At 72.0% G+C, this 16,869-nt stretch carries 13 protein-coding genes; 3 read left to right on the top strand and 10 right to left on the bottom strand.

Annotated features, from left to right (window positions below; translation table 11 throughout):
* Window positions 1-301 precede the first annotated feature (301 nt).
* Window positions 302-532 (top strand): DUF7455 domain-containing protein, encoded by a 231-nt coding sequence (locus DC008_RS26285; RefSeq protein ID WP_055622107.1) that lies wholly within the window; start codon window positions 302-304, stop codon window positions 530-532.
* Window positions 533-631: 99 nt separating this feature from the next.
* Here DC008_RS26285 and DC008_RS26280 read toward each other — a convergent pair whose 3' ends face one another.
* From DC008_RS26280 to DC008_RS26250, 7 genes are all read right to left on the bottom strand, one after another.
* Window positions 632-1,489 carry a serine protease gene (locus DC008_RS26280; RefSeq protein ID WP_108709054.1) on the bottom strand — a complete coding sequence of 286 codons (858 nt, stop codon included), beginning with the start codon at window positions 1,487-1,489 and terminating at the stop codon, window positions 632-634.
* 130 nt (window positions 1,490-1,619) lie between these two features.
* A complete protein-coding gene (locus DC008_RS26275) occupies window positions 1,620-3,158 on the bottom strand; it encodes an RNA polymerase sigma factor (RefSeq protein ID WP_108710862.1) in 1,539 nt (512 codons plus the stop codon).
* 451 nt (window positions 3,159-3,609) lie between these two features.
* Window positions 3,610-4,497, bottom strand: a complete 888-nt coding sequence (locus DC008_RS26270; RefSeq protein ID WP_079033647.1) for a FadR/GntR family transcriptional regulator — start codon at window positions 4,495-4,497, stop codon at window positions 3,610-3,612.
* Window positions 4,498-4,660: 163 nt separating this feature from the next.
* Window positions 4,661-6,706, bottom strand: a complete 2,046-nt coding sequence (locus DC008_RS26265) for an ABC transporter ATP-binding protein (protein ID WP_108709053.1) — start codon at window positions 6,704-6,706, stop codon at window positions 4,661-4,663.
* Between the two features lie 248 nt (window positions 6,707-6,954).
* Window positions 6,955-7,713 carry an NUDIX hydrolase gene (locus tag DC008_RS26260; RefSeq protein WP_108709052.1) on the bottom strand — a complete coding sequence of 253 codons (759 nt, stop codon included), beginning with the start codon at window positions 7,711-7,713 and terminating at the stop codon, window positions 6,955-6,957.
* 120 nt (window positions 7,714-7,833) lie between these two features.
* On the bottom strand, window positions 7,834-9,384 hold the full coding sequence (locus DC008_RS26255) for a DUF4192 domain-containing protein (protein WP_108709051.1): 1,551 nt from the start codon (window positions 9,382-9,384) through the stop codon (window positions 7,834-7,836).
* A gap of 134 nt (window positions 9,385-9,518) precedes the next feature.
* Window positions 9,519-11,672 (bottom strand): RecQ family ATP-dependent DNA helicase, encoded by a 2,154-nt coding sequence (locus tag DC008_RS26250; protein ID WP_108709050.1) that lies wholly within the window; start codon window positions 11,670-11,672, stop codon window positions 9,519-9,521.
* Between the two features lie 337 nt (window positions 11,673-12,009).
* Between DC008_RS26250 and DC008_RS26245 the strand changes: the two genes are divergently transcribed.
* The gene (locus tag DC008_RS26245) at window positions 12,010-12,645 is read left to right on the top strand and encodes a hypothetical protein (RefSeq protein ID WP_055622112.1); all 636 of its coding nucleotides are present in this window, start codon (window positions 12,010-12,012) and stop codon (window positions 12,643-12,645) included.
* 260 nt (window positions 12,646-12,905) lie between these two features.
* Here the strand turns inward: DC008_RS26245 and DC008_RS26240 are convergent, their stop codons facing one another.
* From DC008_RS26240 to DC008_RS26230, 3 genes are all read right to left on the bottom strand, one after another.
* Entirely contained in the window at window positions 12,906-13,538 is a 633-nt protein-coding gene (locus tag DC008_RS26240) for a hypothetical protein (protein WP_108709049.1), read from the bottom strand.
* A gap of 68 nt (window positions 13,539-13,606) precedes the next feature.
* Window positions 13,607-14,308 carry a ribonuclease HII gene (locus DC008_RS26235; protein WP_108709048.1) on the bottom strand — a complete coding sequence of 234 codons (702 nt, stop codon included), beginning with the start codon at window positions 14,306-14,308 and terminating at the stop codon, window positions 13,607-13,609.
* A gap of 81 nt (window positions 14,309-14,389) precedes the next feature.
* A complete protein-coding gene (locus tag DC008_RS26230) occupies window positions 14,390-15,013 on the bottom strand; it encodes a TetR/AcrR family transcriptional regulator (RefSeq protein WP_108709047.1) in 624 nt (207 codons plus the stop codon).
* Window positions 15,014-15,318: 305 nt separating this feature from the next.
* Here DC008_RS26230 and DC008_RS26225 point away from each other — a divergent pair, with 305 nt between their 5' ends.
* Entirely contained in the window at window positions 15,319-16,869 is a 1,551-nt protein-coding gene (locus DC008_RS26225; protein ID WP_425276568.1) for an MFS transporter, read from the top strand.

Raw genomic sequence — 16,869 nt, 5'->3', positions numbered from 1 at the left:
GGATGTTCGATCCCTCGGAGGAGTGAAGCACATATCACGTTCCCTTCGGGGCATGAACCATTTAGGCTCCGGGCACGTCCTCATGAACAAACCGGCAACCGGCCGGGGAGGACCGACCATGACCAAGAGCGCGAAACCGTAAGCACGACAGCACGCAATACGGCACATTCGCCGCCACACCGGCAGCAGCCCACCACCCCCGAAAAATTTCTCTCTGGGAGAAGCCACGAGCGGGAACGTTTTGGGGCTGGTTGGATGTTGACCCTGGTACGACAGCTCGTCGAGCTAGAGAAGAGGCGACGTGACTACTGTTCTGACCCCCGCGAGCCCCCTGACGGCCGCTGACCGCTGCGACCGTTGCGGCGCCCAGGCGTACGTGCGCGTCGTCCTGCTCAGCGGCGGAGAGCTGCTCTTCTGCGCCCACCACGGTCGCAAGTTCGAGCCGGAACTCAAGAAGATCGCCGCTGAGATACAGGATGAGACGGAGCGGCTGACGACCGTTCCCGCGACGGCGACCGAAGACGAGCGCTGACACCTCGCATCACGACGAGCCAGCACCGGCACAGGCCGGTAGACGGGCGGTCCCCCCTGAGACCACAGGGGGGACCGCCCGCACTCGTCTCAGGGGCGCTCAGCCGCTCCCCGCGCCCTCCCGCACAGCGGACCGCCATCCCGCGATCCGGATGATGTCGGACACCCGGGTGTAGACACCGGGGCTTCCCGCACGTCCGCAGCCATTGCCCCAGGACACCAGTCCGATCAGCTTCCCCTGCGCGACCAGGGGCCCTCCGCTGTCTCCCTGACAGGCGTCCCGGCCGCCCTGGCGCTCCCCCGCGCACACCATGCTGTCGCCCAGATACCGGCCCTCACCACCGCCCGGATACGCCTCCTCGCACAGCGCGTCCGGCAGCACCCGCACCTGCGCGGCCCGCAGCCCCCGCGGATAATCCCCCGCACCCGTGACATCGCCCCAGCCGTAGACCAGCGCCCGGGTGCCCGGCGCATAGGCCGGGTCGCCCGCGCCCGCCATCCCGATGACCGCCGAGGCGGGCAGGGCCTCGGCCAGCGAGAGCACGGCGAAGTCCCCGTCGTTGGTGTCGCCGTCGTAGTCCGGGTTCACCCAAGCACCGCTGACGGGGACCTCACGGCCGCGCGACGACGTCAGATCGGTGCGCCCCGCGATCACGCTGAGGTCGCTCACCTGGTCCGGCGTGGACCCCAGGACCTCCGGACTGAGGCAGTGGGCGGCCGTGAGCACCGTGGAGCGCCCCACGACGGCACCCACGCAGAACTGCCCCGCCCGGGTACCCCCGAACCGGTCACGACTGGACACCGCCACGGTCCAGGGACTCTGCGACACATCGACGGGGAACCCGCCCACGACGACTCGGTCGGCGGCCGCCGGCGCGGCCGTGACCAGCGGTATGGCGGCCGCCGCAGCCGCCAGAACCAGCGGCCGGGCCAGCGCCCGGACATAGGTACGACGCATGACGCTCCTCACTCTCGGGTGGTCATGGCACACCCAGAGTGATTCAGCGGCCCCGACCCCGCACCCGCGCACACACGAAGGCCCGGCACCCACGAGGGGTACCGGGCCTTTCGCGTGCTGTCGGTGCGGCCTAGTCGAGGTAGTCGCGCAGGACCTGCGAGCGCGACGGGTGGCGCAGCTTCGACATCGTCTTCGACTCGATCTGGCGGATGCGCTCACGCGTCACGCCGTAGACCTTGCCGATCTCGTCGAGGGTCTTCGGCTGACCGTCGGTGAGACCGAAGCGCATGGAGACCACGCCGGCCTCGCGCTCGGACAGGGTGTCGAGCACGGAGTGCAGCTGCTCCTGCAGAAGCGTGAAGCTGACCGCGTCGGCCGGGACGACGGCCTCGGAGTCCTCGATGAGGTCACCGAACTCGCTGTCGCCGTCCTCGCCCAGCGGGGTGTGCAGGGAGATGGGCTCGCGGCCGTACTTCTGGACCTCGATGACCTTCTCGGGGGTCATGTCGAGTTCCTTGGCCAGCTCCTCCGGGGTGGGCTCGCGGCCCAGGTCCTGGAGCATCTGGCGCTGCACGCGCGCGAGCTTGTTGATGACCTCGACCATGTGCACCGGGATACGGATGGTGCGGGCCTGGTCGGCCATGGCGCGGGTGATCGCCTGACGGATCCACCAGGTGGCGTACGTGGAGAACTTGTAGCCCTTGGTGTAGTCGAACTTCTCGACCGCGCGGATCAGACCGAGGTTGCCCTCCTGGATCAGGTCCAGGAAGAGCATGCCGCGGCCGGTGTAGCGCTTGGCCAGGGAGACCACGAGGCGGAGGTTGGCCTCCAGCAGGTGGTTCTTGGCGCGGCGGCCGTCCTCGGCGATGATCTCCAGCTCGCGCTTGAGCTTGGGGGCGAGCTTGTCGGCGTTCGCCAGCTTGTCCTCGGCGAACAGACCGGCCTCGATGCGCTTGGCGAGCTCGACCTCCTGCTCGGCGTTGAGCAGCGGGACCTTGCCGATCTGCTTGAGGTAGTCCTTGACCGGGTCGGCGGTGGCACCGGCGGCCGCGACCTGCTGCGCGGGCGCGTCGTCCTCGTCCTCGTCGGACAGGACGAAACCGGCGCTCTCGGTGCCCTCGGGCTCGTCGCCCTTGGGGGCGTCCTCGAGGACCTCTTCCTCGACGAGCTCGGCGTCGTCCTTCTTGCCGGAGGTCTTCTTGGCCGCCGTCTTCTTCGCGGCGGCGGTCGTCTTCTTCGCGGCAGCCTTCTTGGCCGTCGTCTTCTTGGCCGCAGCCTTCTTCGCGGGGGCGGCCTCGTCCTCGACGGCGGGTTCCGCGGAGGGCGCCGCGGGCGTGGCGGTCGCGGTGGCCTTCTTGGCGGTCACCGTCTTCGCCGCGACCGTCTTGGTGGCGGTGCGCTTGGCCGGACTCTTCGCTGCGACGCTCTTTCGGGTGCGCTTGGGCTCCGCGGCACTGACCATCAGCGTCACACCCTCTTCCTCGAGGATCTGGTTGAGGCTGCGCAGTACGTTCTTCCACTGAGTGGCCGGAATCTGGTCAGCTTCGAAGGCCCGACGCACATCGTCGCCGGCGATCTGCCCCTCAGCCTTTCCCCGCTCGATGAGAGCCATGACAGAGACGGACTCGGCGATCTCCGGCGGGAGCGTACGGGATGTGCTGGCCGACACGAACAACCTCTCGGAACGTTGGAAAGCGGCTTCCGGCCCCGTCCGGTGCGGACAGGAGCCGACCACCGGCCTGGGGATTGGACCGACGGTGCGGGCAGGGGCCGGGAAGACATACAGCGCCTCGAACGGCGTCCGTATTCCCTTCCTCGGCTGTCACCTCTTAGGTCATCGCGCTGTTCCCCCGAGCGTTACGCCCATTCTGCGTGGCCCGAGTCACACCCCGTAGCAGACCAAAAGCAGACATATGACAATAAAAGAGGTCAGCCCGGTGCCGGCCCGGTGTCCTTCACGATGTCACGCCCGGCACGGTACGGCCGTCGAATCCCCTCTTCGCGCCGTCGGACCCGCAGGATCCGTCGTGGATCCTGCGGGTCCGACGGGGAAGGGTGCGCGTACGGGGGACGCCCAGGAGGGGGAGGCATCGCCCGGGCGCGGCACCCGGGGGGTGGAGTCAGTGCTCGCGGGGGGCGGGCACCACACGCTCCACCTCGGGGTGGACGGTGAGCAGCTGGCGCATGGCCGCCTCGGCGGCCGCGCCGTCGCCGGCCGCGAGGGCGTCGACGATCCTGCCGTGCTGCCCGAGGGACGTCTCGTTCGGCCGGTCACAGCCGGTCACCGGGCCGCCGGAGACCTGGAGAGCGGCCGAGACGATGCCGGAGAGGTGTTCGAGCATGCGGTTGCCCGCCATCTGGATGAGCAGCGAGTGGAACTCGGCGTCGGCACGGGAGAAGGTCAGGACGTCGCCCTGCCCCATCGCGTGCCCCATGATCTCGACCATGTCGGAGAGGCGCTGCTGAACGTCGTCGCGCCCGTGCCCGGCGGCAAGACGGGCGGCGAGCGGCTCGATCGTCCAGCGCAGCTCGCTGAGCTCCCGGCGCTGGTCGTCGCGCTGCGGCCCGAAGGCCCGCCACTCGATGATGTCCGGGTCGAGGAGGTTCCAGTCACTGACGGGGCGCACCCGCGTGCCGACGTTCGGACGGGCACTGACCAGGCCCTTCGCCTCCAGGACGCGGAGCGACTCCCGCACGACGGTCCGGGAGACCTCGAAGCGCTGGCCGATCTCCTCGGGCACGAGCGGACGGTCGGCGCCCAGGTCCCCGGAGACGATCATCTGTCCGAGCTGCTGAACGAGTTGGCCGTGCAGCCCGCGTCCGCGGCTGCCCGCCGTACGGCGGCCGACGCGGCCGAGTTCGGGGTCCGCGCCCTCCCAGGTGGGGGTCCCGACGCGGTCGGCGACGGAGGCCTCGGCGTAGGGGTAGCGGTCGAGTTCGCCCGGGCCGACGAGTCCGGAGTCGGCGGCGCGGGCGGCGGTCATCATGGTGTGCGCAAGGGTACTCACGCATCCTTTGTCGGCGCCGATTCCAACTCCCTTGAGGTCTTTGGTGAAAAGCACACGAAAGGGTGATCGCTCACCCCGTCGCAATTGACGCCTTATCGGAAAGAAATGAGCTATCCCCGGGGAGTTGCGCGCAAGGCCATTCAATAAAGGGCGGGAAGAGTCGTCATCGGACCTTTCCGCGTAGGGTCGTGAAGAGGAAGGCGCCGAGCAGAGCGGCGAGGGACAACGTCAGTGCCCCACCCACGGGTTGGGCGATCAGACGGGCCGCGGCCTCCACATACCGCTCCCCGCCGAACGGCCACTGGTTCAGCAAAAGCTCCCGGATCCGCAGCGGAAACCCGGCCGCGGTGCGCACGGACGGCCCCTCCACGATCTTCTGCACAACGGGTACGACGGCGACGGGCACCGCGACCACGGCCGCCAGCCCGGCCGTCGTGGACCGGAACAGTCCGGCCGCGAGCACCCCGGCCCATGCGCAGCCCACCACGAGCCCGAACCAACTGGCGGTGAGCGAAAGCCAGTCCGAGGGAACTTCCGCGAGCTCCCGGCCGTATACGAGATAGAGCATCTCGATGTCGCAGCCCAGGGTGAGCACCGCGAGCAGCAGCGCGGTGGCGGTGGTGACGAGGAGTTTCGCGGCCAGCAGCCCCAGCCGGCGGGGGACGGTGCCGCGGTCCGCCGCGAGCGCGGGATGGCGGAACTCGTCGCCGAAGGCGAGCGCCCCGAGCAGCCCGGCCCCCAGCGCCGCGGGGGGCAGCGGCAGCTGCTGGGGCCACCCGGCCATCAGCCGGGGCCGGGGCGTGTGGCCGACGCGCGCCAGCAGGACGGCCGTGACGGCGGACACGAGGAGGACGGCCCCGCAGGTGACGAACCCGGTGCCGACACCGGCGGCGCGCCGCAGCTCGTAGCGCAGGGGGCGGAGGGGGCTGGGGGCGGGGCGGACGGAGATGGGGGGCGGGAGCTCGGGCAGCGCGTCGAGCTCGGCGGCAGCGGCCTCGGCGGCCCGCCGACGGGGTGCGGTGTCGGACGCCTCGGCCTCCGGCTCGGTGCGCTGCCGGTCGCCCGAGCGTGCCTGCGGGGTGCGCGCCTCGGTGTCCGGAGCCGTGACGGACCGCTGACGCCGCTTGCGCACCGGGGCGGACGCGGTGGACGACGTTGCGGACTCCGTCGCGGAGGAGGTCGCGGTGCCGGTGGCGCGGGTCGGGCCGCCGCTGCGGGCACGTGTCGCCGCCTGCTCGCGGGACCCCTCGGACCGCGATGCGGCTGCCTTGCGCTGCGGTGCCACGTCGGCCCGGGCCTCGCCGGCGGACCGGTCGGCCGTGGTCGACGCCCTAGGCCCCATGTCCCCCACCTCGTCGGCGAGTTGATGGACCGGGATGCCGTTGCGGAACGCCGTCTCCCCCACGTCGGCGCATGTACTGCCGTACACCGACAGCCGGTTGCCGCTCTCGCGCACGACCTCGACCGAGCGGTGCGTGGCGCGGGCCTCCTTGGTGAGCAGGGTGGCGAGACGGGGGGCGTGGGGGGTGCGGACGGCGACCCGGGGACGCAGCCGGGTGCGGGCGAAGTCGGCCGCCTCCTGGTCGGCGACGACGCGTCCTCGCTCCAGGGTGACGACCTGGTCGGCGGTGCGCGCGGCCTCCTTGGGGTCCGGCGTGGTGAGCAGGACGGTGCCGCCGTGGGCGACGTGCGCGCGCAGCATGCCGTGCATCCAGCGCTTCTCCCGTGTCGAGAGCCCGCTGGTGGGGTCGTCGAGCACAAGGGTGTGCGGGTCGGTCAGCAGGGCGCAGGCCAGCCCGAGACGGCGGTCCATGCCGCGCGAGAGCGTGGAGAGCCGTTCGTCGCGCAGGCTGACCAGGCCGACGCCCTCCAGCACCTCGTCGGCGCGCCGGGCGGGGACACCGGCCGCCGCGCAGAGCATGCGCAGATGACCGCGGACCGTGCGGGCCGGATGACCGGGCACGTCCCCGAGGAGTACGCCCACCTCCCGTGAGGGATGGGCGATGCGGTGGAGGGGGCGGCCCCTGAAGTAGGTGACACCACGGCCCCGTTGGAGTTCGAGCATGAGTCTGAGCACCGTGGTCTTGCCCGCACCCGGCCCCCCGAGCAACGCGGTGACGTGCCCCGCGCGCGCCTCGAACGACACGTCGTCGGCGGCGGGGGGAAGGTCCTTGCGAGGGTCGCTGGTCAATCCGATGGCCTGGATCACCCGCAGCAAGATAGCGCGCTATGTCCGTTTTTTCGGGTAGGGCAAGGCCCGCTGCACGGACGCCGAACGGGGCGTCGTGTAGTGGGTCGCCGGGCGGGGCGTGCGGCGGTCGCCGTGCGGGCCGCCGTGCGGGGCGTGGTGCGGGCCGCCGTGCGGGGCGTGGTACGGGGTCTGGCGTGGACCGCCGTGCGGAGCGTGGTACGGGCCACCGCGCATGGCGTAGTGCCGGGCGTCATGCAGGCCGCGGGTCAGACCTCGGGGCGCAGCATCGGGGGGTTGAGCAGCGTCGCTCCGCCGGCCCGGAACAGCTGGGCCGGGCGCCCGCCCTGGCGGGTGGTGGTGCCGCCGGTCGGGACGAGGAACCCCGGCGTGCCCGTCACCTTGCGATGGAAGTTGCGCGGGTCGAGCGCCACGCCCCACACCGCCTCGTACACGCGTCGCAGCTCGCCCACGGTGAACTCGGCGGGGCAGAACGCCGTGGCCAGCGACGAGTACTCGATCTTCGACCGGGCGCGCTCCACTCCGTCGGAGAGGATCTGCGCGTGATCGAAGGCGAGCGGCGCGACGGGCTCGCCGTCCCGGCCGTAACCGCCCTGCTGCAGCAGTTCGTCGACCGGTGCCCATCGTGCGTTGCTCGCGTCGCCGCCCGCCTTGGGCGCGGGCAGGTCGGGGGCGAGCGCCAGGTGGGCGACGCTGACCACCCGCATCCGGGGGTCCCGGTCCGGGTCGCCGTAGGTCGCGAGCTGCTCCAGGTGAGCGCCGTAGTCCTGGGCCGGGGCGCCCGGGTCGTGCGCCCGCAGTCCGGTCTCCTCGGCCAACTCGCGCGCCGCCGCCTGCGCCAGGTCCTCGTCGGCCCGCACGAACCCGCCCGGGAGCGCCCAGCGCCCCTGGAACGGGGGCTCACCCCTGCGGATCGCCAGCGCACACAAGGCGTGACGGCGCACGGTCAGCACGACCAGGTCCACGGTGACGGCGAAGGGCGGAAAGGCTGACGGGTCGTAGGGCATGCGGCGATCATAGTCGTCTGCCTGACGATAAACACTCCCTTCTGTGGGTGGGGATCATCCGGGGTGGGCGGTCCGGGGAACCGTCGGTCCGGTGGCCTCGAACGTCCTCGATCCGGTCGGTCACATCGCCGTACGTTCGGTCCCGTCGCACCCGCCGTCCGGGCCGGCGGTGGTCCGGCCTTCCGGACGCTTCCTCGGTGTGCGGCGGTCAGCCGTCCTCTTGGTGGCACGGGAAGCGGTGGTACCCGGTCGTGCGGGGCCGGGGTGCGTGCCGGCGGACGTACGCGGGCGGGGGATCTTGGGCCGGCGCTCGCGTACGGGGGTCTTGGCCGCCGAGTGCGAGCCCTCCGGGGCGGCCGCCGAGGGGTGGTGCCCGGTCAGGAGGCCCTCCTCCGGCGCTGCGTCCACCGTTCCCGGCGCTTCGGCGATCTTCCGCTGCCGCCCCGTGCGTTCCGCTCGCAGGCAGCGGCGGATCGACTCCGGGTCGAGTCCCTCGTTGCAGGCCTGGTGCAGCAGGCGGGCGAAGAGATAGTCGGGGTCCGCCGCGAGGGCCATGGCGAAGGCTTCCCGGGCCTCCAGTTCGTCGCCGCTGGACCAGGCCACCCAGCCCGCCAGCGTCAGGGGCGCCGCCGCGTGCTCGTGGTACGGCCGGACGCACCGGCGGGACAACGCGCGCCACATGCGGAGGGCGGGAGGGGCCTCGCCGTCCTCCATCCACTCGGCCACCCGGTCACGGGTCGCACGGTCCTGGAGGCCCAGAATCAGTCGCGCGGCCTCGTCGTGTCCGAGCAGTTCGTCGTCGCGCAGGTCCGAGAGGAGCGCTTCGGACATGACCGGGGACTCGGCGAACCGGCGCAGCATCCGCTCGGCGAGTTCCAGCGTCTCCGCCGCGACGCCCGCCCGTGTCGATTCGTCGAGGACCCGAGGGACCAGTTCCATGCCGACGGTGTCGAGGGCGACCTCCTGCTCCAGCGCCGCCCCGGTCTCCAAGGGCTGCAGCCGCGCCCTCAGCTGACGGAGGGTGCCGCGCACCTGGACTCCCGCGTAGGCGGCCGCCGCCGCCAGGACGGACGTACCCGGGAGGCCCATGGGCCGACCTTCGGGCGGGCAGCATTCGCCGCGGTCGCAGCAGTACGACCAGAAGCGGCCGTCCGAGATGCACAGGGCCTCGACGACGGGGACGTCCAGGCTGCCGCAGGCCAGGCGGATCTTCTGGGCGAGCGGGCGGAGCCGCTCCATGACCTGCCGGCCGGTCTCGCCCTTCGCCGGTTCCCGGCAGAGGAAGGCGACCATCTGCTCCGGCTTGGCGCCCCTGCGCTCGCTGCCCGTCACGAGGCCGTGGGCGAGCTGCCCGGCGGCGGAGTCCCAGTCGTCGGCGGTCGCCGGAATGCCGAGCCGCGCCCGGCCGCCGAACCGTCCCCGGCCGTCCGCGTCGTGCAGCGCGACCAGCACGATGCTGTCCTCCGGGCGGTACCCCAGCAGATACGGCAGGGCGTCGGCCAGCTCCTCCGGGGTGCGGAGGGTGACCTGGTGCTCGGGCAGGGGGCGCTCCTGCACCGCCGGGACGCGGTCGAGGTCGGTGGCCCGCCGGGCGCGCCGCCGCTCGCCGCCCACGGGGTCGTCGTTGTCGGGAGATCCGGGAGATCCAGTCGTTCCGCTGTGGTTCGTCATGCGCCGACGATCTCGCGGAACTCAGAACTCCGCTTGGGCCTGTGGATAAGTCCGACCAGGGACACGACAACCACCCACGTCCACGCCCTCGTCCCCACCCACGTGCGCCCCCTCGACCACCGACGCCCCCCGCATCACCCCGTCGCCGCCAGCACCAGCGGCAGCACCTCCCCGCTCCCCGACCTGCGCAGCAGCCGGGCGGCGACGGCGAGCGTCCAGCCGGTGTCCGTGCAGTCGTCCACCAGCAGCACGGGGCCGGGCGTGGCCGCCAGCGCGTCGGCCAGTTCCGCGGAGACGGTGAACGCCTGGGACAGCCCCTTCAGACGCTGGGCGGAGTTGCTGCGCCGGGCCGCGTGCGCGCCGTCCTCCGCGACGTACGTCAGCGCGCCCAGGAACGGCATGCGGCCGATGGACGCGACCCCGCGCGCGAGGGAGCCCACCAGCTCGGGGCGGGTCAGCGAGGGGACGGCGACCACGCCCACGGGCCGTTGCACGGCGTCGGGGACGTCCGGCGCCCAGCCGCCCGGGGAGCGCGCCCAGTCGGCGAGGACGGCCACCACGGCCTTCAGCACGTCGTCGGGGACGGGCCCGTCGGGCGCGTTCTCGGCGAGCAGGGGGCGCAGCCGGTTGCCCCAGCCGATGTCCGAGAGCCGTCCCAGGGCGCGCCCCGTGGAGCACTGCTCACCCGCCGGGATGCGGCCCTTGAGCTCGATGCCCAGCGCGGGCATCCCGGTGGGCCACATCCGGCGCGGTTCGATCTCCACGCCGGGGCGGTCCAGTTCCTTGGCCGCGCCGGTCAGCGTCTCCGACGACACGGACGCGTCGGCCCAGGCGCCGGCGCAGTTGTCGCAGCGGCCGCAGGGGGCGGCCCCCTCGTCGTCGAGCTGCCGGCGCAGGAACTCCATCCGGCACTGGGTCGTACCGACGTAGTCGCGCATCGCCTGCTGCTCGGCCGCCCGCTGACGCGCCACGCGCGCGTAGCGCTCGGCGTCGTACACCCACTCGGCGCCCGTCGCCGTCCAGCCGCCCTTGACCCGCTTGACCGCGCCGTCGACGTCCAGCACCTTCAGCATCGTCTCCAGCCTGCTGCGGCGCAGGTCCACCGACGCCTCCAGGGCGGGCACGGACAGCGGACGTCCCGCGTCCGCGAGCGCGGCGAGGGTCTGGCGGACCTGCGACTCGGGCGGGAAGGCCGTGTCGGCGAAGTAGCGCCAGATCGCCTCGTCCTCCTGGCCCGGCAGGAGCAGCACGTCGGCGTGCTCGACGCCGCGTCCGGCCCGTCCGACCTGCTGGTAGTAGGCGATCGGCGAGGAGGGCGAGCCGAGGTGCACGACGAAGCCCAGGTCCGGCTTGTCGAAGCCCATACCGAGGGCGGAGGTCGCCACCAGCGCCTTGACCCGGTTCGCCAGCAGGTCGTTCTCCGCCTGCAGCCGGTCGGCGTTCTCCGTGCGGCCCGTGTAGGACGCGACGGGGAAGCCCCGCTGCCGCAGGAACGCGGTGGCCTCCTCGGCGGCGGCGACCGTCAGCGTGTAGATGATGCCCGAGCCCTGCAGCTCCTCCAGGTGCTCCGCGAGCCACCCGAGGCGGTGCGCGGCGTCCGGCAGCCGGACCACGCCCAGCCGCAGGCTCTCCCGCTCCAGCGGTCCACGCAGCACCAGGGCCTCTCCGGCGCCGGTGCCCAGCTGCTCGGCCACATCGGCCGTCACGCGCGCGTTGGCCGTCGCCGTCGTGGCCAGCACGGGGACGCCGGGCGACAGTTCGGCGAGCATGGCGCGCAACCGGCGGTAGTCCGGGCGGAAGTCGTGGCCCCAGTCGGAGATGCAGTGCGCCTCGTCGACGACGAGCAGACCGGTGGTGGCCGCCAGCTTGGGCAGCATCTGGTCGCGGAAGTCGACGGAGTTGAGGCGCTCGGGGCTGACGAGGAGCACGTCGGTCTCACCGCGTTCGATCTCGCCGTGGATGGTCTCCCACTCCTCGGGGTTGGCCGAGTTGATGGTGCGGGCGCGGATGCCGGCCCGTGCCGCCGACTCGACCTGGTTGCGCATCAGCGCGAGCAGCGGCGACACGATCACCGTCGGTCCCGCGCCCCGCCGTCGCAGCAGCGCGGTCGCGACGAAGTACACCGCCGACTTCCCCCAGCCGGTCCGCTGGACCACCAGGGCCCGCCGGCGCTCGCGCACCAGCGCCGCCACCGCCTGCCACTGGTCCTCCCGCAGTCGCGCCCCGGGGGTGCCGACGAGCTCGGCGAGGATGGCATCGGCTTCGGCGTTCAGCTCACGGTCGTCCATGTCTCCATGCAACCCGATGACCGGGTAGGTCAGCCACTCACAGCAGGTGACAGCCCTCTCACGTGCGGTTCTGGAGGTCGTGTCCGATCACTGCGTGTGACCACCGCACGTCCGACGATGCGTCGCGGACGGAATTTCCGGGTAGGGATATAACCCTCGCACCACCCGATATCGGTCGGCGACGCCAATTGCTCGTTGCCGCAAGCAGGTTCGCCAGGAAGAATTGAAGTCCGCTCCCCGCACGGCTCGTCCGTGGTCCGGTAGGGCTCTGCTGCGGTGCGCGCTCCCCCGAATCCGACCTCGCCCTCAGTGTGGGCGCGTAGCCGAAGGGAGGACCGTGACCTTCGGATTCGCTCCGTCCTCCGCGGCATCCACGTCGACGTCAGCCGACCTGTCCGCCGCAACCGCCAACCCTCTGGCCCGCATGCTCGAACCCGCCGAATGGGCTGCCGCGGGCATCCCGCTGCTGCGCAATCCGCGCGAGGTCGTCAGCGGACTCCACTCCCGGCATCGTCCCAAGCCGTCGACCGCGATCGTGGCCGTCCTCGATCCGGACGAACGGCTGCGGGCGAGCGCGTCGTTCGTCCGCCGGCCGGCACCCGCCGACGGGTGGATGTTCCGCAACGCCCTGCTCTCCCAGCTCCGTCGCGTGATCCCGCACGACCTGCGGCGCCGCACCCCGGTGCGGACCGCGGTCCTGCTGTACTGCCGCGACGGCGACGGCCGTTGGACGGAGGAGGACGGCGCCTGGATGTGGGGGCTGCGGGACGCCTGCACGCTGCACGGCCTGCGCTGCGGCGCGTACATCACGCTGACCCGTGACGGCTGGCAGGTCCTCGGGGAGGGCCGTGGCGGCCGTCGCCCGAACAGCGAATCGACCCCGGAGCCGTTCGCCACGTCCGAGGCCCCGCTGCCGATGCCGCGCACCGGCGGCGCGGCGTCGGAGGTCATGCGCCGCGCGGCGGCCCGTTGACACAGCCGAGATCCCGGTGCGTGGCTCCCGCCACCACCGGGCGCACGGCCGGCCGATCGAACCCCTCGGTGACGCGTGAAGGCCCGCGCACGACGCCTGCCGGGCACCCTCGTACGTACGCGGCACCGAGCCCAGGTCTGCCCTGCCCTCCGCGGCCACGCCGCACGACCGGCGAGGGGAGCCGCACTCCGACCGCCGAGGTGAGCCGAGGACGGCTCAGGCACCGGCGTTCCGGACCCGACGGCTGAGCCGAGTACGGCTCAGACCCCCGCGCCCAGCACCGAGTTGATGCGCTGCGGGTCGCCGCAGACGATCAGCAGGGCACCGGCACGGCCGAGCGCCAACGGCAGCGTCGCGGCGGCCACCTCGTCGGATCCGCCGTTCAGCGCCACCACGACCACCTGACGCGCACCGGCACGGCCGGCGGCGGAGGCGTCGGCGTAGAACACGTCGTCCTTCGCGTCGTGCTGCGCCCAGTAGGACGTCTCGCCGAAGGACAGCTCGTGGGTGGCCCACGGGTGCTGCTCGCCGGTCGTGATCACCAGCACCTCGCCGGGGGCGCGCCCCGAGTCGAGGAGCAGGTCGACGGCCTCCTCGGCGGCGTCCAGCGCACCCTCGGGCGAGGCCGGGATCAGCTGGATCTGCGGGGCGGCCGGAGCGGCAGCAGGAGCGGCGGGAGCCGACGGCTCGGGCTTGGCGGCGGCCACGTCACGCGGGGTGCGCTGCGCCGGCGGCGTGGGCCGCAGGGGCCCGGGGCGGCCGGGACGCGGCGGTGCCGCGGGGCGGGGGCCGGGAACGGGGCGGGGGGTCGGCGCGGTACGGCCACTGGCCGGAGTGGGGCGGGGACCCTGGGCACTCTCGTGAATCTGAGGCTCCTCGGGAATGAGAGGCATGAGCTGATTTTTATCAAACGCTGGTCCGGCTGGCGCCGGCGGGTGGCACACAAGTGCGAGCGGAAACGTCAGAAATCGAAGCCGAGCTGGCCCTCGATCGCCGGAACGCTTTCCTCCACCCATGTGCGGACCTTCTTGAGGTGCCGCCACTGGGGCAGCGCATCAAGATACGCCCACGACAACCGGTGGTACGGGGTGGGGCCCCGCTCCGCCAGTGCGGCCTTGTGGACGGGCGACGGATACCCGGCGTTGTCCGCAAAACCGAAGTCTGCATGGTCGACACCCAGTTCGGCCATCATTTTGTCGCGCTGAACCTTGGCGATCACCGAGGCCGCGGCCACCGCCACGCACGACTGGTCGCCCTTGATCACCGTACGGACGCGCCAGGGGTTGCCGAGGTAGTCGTGCTTCCCGTCGAGGATCACGGCGTCGGGCCGGACCGGCAGGCCCTCCAGGGCGCGTACGGCGGCGAGCCGCAGCGCGGCCGTCATCCCGCGTTCGTCGATCTCCTCCGGGGAGGCGTGCCCGAGGGCGTACGACGTCACCCAGGTCCGCAGCGTCTCCGCGAGTTCATTGCGGCGCTTGACGGTGAGCAGCTTGGAATCGGTGAGCCCCTCGGGCGGCCGGCGCAGTCCGGTGATCGCGGCACAGACGGTGACGGGACCGGCCCAGGCTCCCCGCCCGACCTCGTCGACACCGGCAATGATCTTCGCTCCGGTCGTGGCTCGGAGGGAGCGCTCGACGGTGTGGGTAGGCGGTTCGTACGGCATGGCGCCCTCAGCCTACGCCGCCCGGAACCCGCTTCGACACCCGGTTCGCCACAGTCGCCACGCACCCGGAACCGCGCCGGATCAAGCGTCGGACCTGCGCAGCAGCGGAACCATCAGCTGGTCGATCATCTCTTCGAGATCACGGTCCCCCCATTCGCTTCCGCACACCTTCGACCGGTACATCATCATCGCCGGGATGGCGTCGCAGACATAGCCGTTCACCGCGTCCTCACGCACCTCACCCCGCTCGATCCCACGGACGATGACCTCCCGCAGCAGCCGTATCGTCGGCTCGACCAGCCCTTCGAAGATCACGGTATGGAACCGCTCAGCCTGAATGTCTTCACACTCGTGAATGACCGCACGAAGGGCGAATCCGGGCCGCGAGAACATCGCGTCACGCGCCAGCCGACACAGCTCGAGCAGATCCTCGCGCACGGACCCGAGGTCGGGAGCCGAGTCGAGCGACGGCAGCCCGGCACGCAGCGCGTCGGCGACGAGATCCTCCTTGGAGGGCCAGCGGCGGTACACGGCGGCCTTCCCGGTCTGGGCGGACGCCGCGACGCCCTCCATCGTCAGCCCGTTCCAGCCGACGGTGCTGAGCTGCTCCAACGCGGCGTCGAGGATCGCCCGTTCGAGCACCGCACCGCGTCGGCGCGGGGACACCGCCCGAGCGGGGGCGGCCGTCCGGTGCGAGGTAACCATCTGAGCGTCTCCAACGAACGGGCGAAGCGGGGATACGGGGACGAGGGAGCGGCACGCGGCGACCGAAGGGGGACGCGCCACGCGACCACGCCCTCCACCAGCATGTCAGGCCTCGGCCACTCTTTCGATGCCCCAGGCATCTCGGCGGCATCCCGACAGCCCACGGCCAACCACCTCACGTACGGCCACCAAGGAGCCGTTAGAGAACGCTTGTGTTCACTAAGTCGGACTCGCTATGGTCCCCACTAGTGAACGCACACGTTCACTACTACGTCTTTGGGGGACGCTCTGTGACGCACGACCAGATACAGACCCACTCACCCACGCCCGCCCCACCGCCGGGCGGCCCTGCCTCCCGCCCGTCGCATCCGGGCATCGCCCTCGCGGTCATCGCGGCGTGCCAGCTGATGGTGGTGCTCGACGCCACGATCGTGAACATCGCCCTGCCCGACATCCAGAACGCGCTCAGCTTCTCCACGACCAACCTGACCTGGGTGGTCAGCGCCTACACCCTCACCTTCGGCGGCCTGCTGCTGCTCGGCGGGCGGGCCGGCGACATCCTCGGGCGCCGCCGGGTCTTCATCGCCGGCATCCTGCTCTTCACCTTCGCCTCGCTCCTCGGCGGACTCGCCCAGGAACCCTGGCAGTTGCTGGCCGCGCGCGTCCTGCAGGGCATGGGCGGCGCCATCGCCTCACCCACATCGCTCGCGCTCATCACCACGACGTTCCCCGAAGGCCCCGAACGCAACAGGGCGTTCGGCATCTTCGCGGCCGTCTCCGCGGGCGGCGGAGCGATCGGGCTCCTGGCCGGCGGTCTGCTCACCGACTGGCTCGACTGGCGGTGGGTCCTCTTCGTGAACGTGCCCATCGGCGTCCTCATCGCCGCCGTCGCGCCGCGCTACATCAACGAGTCCGAGCGCCACCCCGGCCGCTTCGACCTGACCGGCGCGCTCACCTCGACGCTCGGCATGGTCGCGCTGGTCTACGGCTTCATCCGGGCGGCGTCCGACGGCTGGCGGGACTCCCTGACACTCGGCGCGTTCGGCGCCGCCGTCGTCCTGCTCGCCGCGTTCCTGTACGTCGAGAGCCGCGCCAAGGAACCGATCACTCCGCTGCGGATGTTCGCCGACCGCAACCGCTCGGGCACGTACCTGATCATGATCAGCCTCGCCGCGGCGATGTTCGGCATGTTCTTCTACATCGTGCTGTTCGTGCAGAACGTGCTGGGCTACTCCCCCATCCGCGCCGGCCTGGCCTTCCTGCCCGTCACCGTCGTCATCGCCGTGGGCGCCGGGATATCGCAGCGGCTGCTGCCGGTGCTCGGCCCCAAGCCGTTCCTGCTGACCGGCACCACGCTCGCGGCCGTCGGTCTGGCCTGGCAGTCCCTGGTCGACTCGGGCAGCTCCTACGTCAGCGGGGTGCTCGGCCCGATGCTGCTGTTCGGCCTCGGCATGGGACTGAACTTCGTCACGCTCACCGTGACCGCCGTGTCCGGCGTCGCCTCGCGCGAGGCGGGTGCGGCCTCCGCCCTCCTCAACACGACACAGCAGGTCGGCGGCGCGCTCGGGCTGTCCATCCTCACGACGGTGTTCGGCACCGCCAGCCGCGACGAGGCGACCGAGCAGGTCGCGTCCTTCATGGCCCAGGCCACGCCGGAACAGAAGGCGGCGTTCGCCGAGTCCGGGCAACTGCCCGCCCCCTGGAGCCACGACGTGCTGTCCCAGGGCATCTCCACGGCCTTCGTCCCGGCGGCCGCGATGGCCGTCCTGGCGTTCGTGGTCGCCGCGGTCGTGGTGCGGGTCCGCAAGAGCGACCTGGAGGCTCTGTCCGGTACGGCGGGTCCGACGGCGGGCTGA

Source organism: Streptomyces nigra (assembly GCF_003074055.1).
Taxonomy (GTDB): Bacteria; Actinomycetota; Actinomycetes; order Streptomycetales; family Streptomycetaceae; genus Streptomyces; species Streptomyces nigra.
This window is presented reverse-complemented; position numbering and strand designations above follow the sequence as displayed.

Excerpts from the sequence above, each read along its gene's own strand:
- DC008_RS26280 (WP_108709054.1), bottom strand. The coding sequence starts at position 1,489 with ATGCGTCGTACCTATGTCCGGGCGCTGGCCCGGCCGCTGGTTCTGGCG.
- DC008_RS26260 (WP_108709052.1), bottom strand. The coding sequence starts at position 7,713 with ATGCCCTACGACCCGTCAGCCTTTCCGCCCTTCGCCGTCACCGTGGAC.
- DC008_RS26255 (WP_108709051.1), bottom strand. The coding sequence starts at position 9,384 with ATGACGAACCACAGCGGAACGACTGGATCTCCCGGATCTCCCGACAAC.
- DC008_RS26250 (WP_108709050.1), bottom strand. The coding sequence starts at position 11,672 with ATGGACGACCGTGAGCTGAACGCCGAAGCCGATGCCATCCTCGCCGAG.
- DC008_RS26240 (WP_108709049.1), bottom strand. The coding sequence starts at position 13,538 with ATGCCTCTCATTCCCGAGGAGCCTCAGATTCACGAGAGTGCCCAGGGT.
- DC008_RS26235 (WP_108709048.1), bottom strand. The coding sequence starts at position 14,308 with ATGCCGTACGAACCGCCTACCCACACCGTCGAGCGCTCCCTCCGAGCC.
- DC008_RS26230 (WP_108709047.1), bottom strand. The coding sequence starts at position 15,013 with ATGGTTACCTCGCACCGGACGGCCGCCCCCGCTCGGGCGGTGTCCCCG.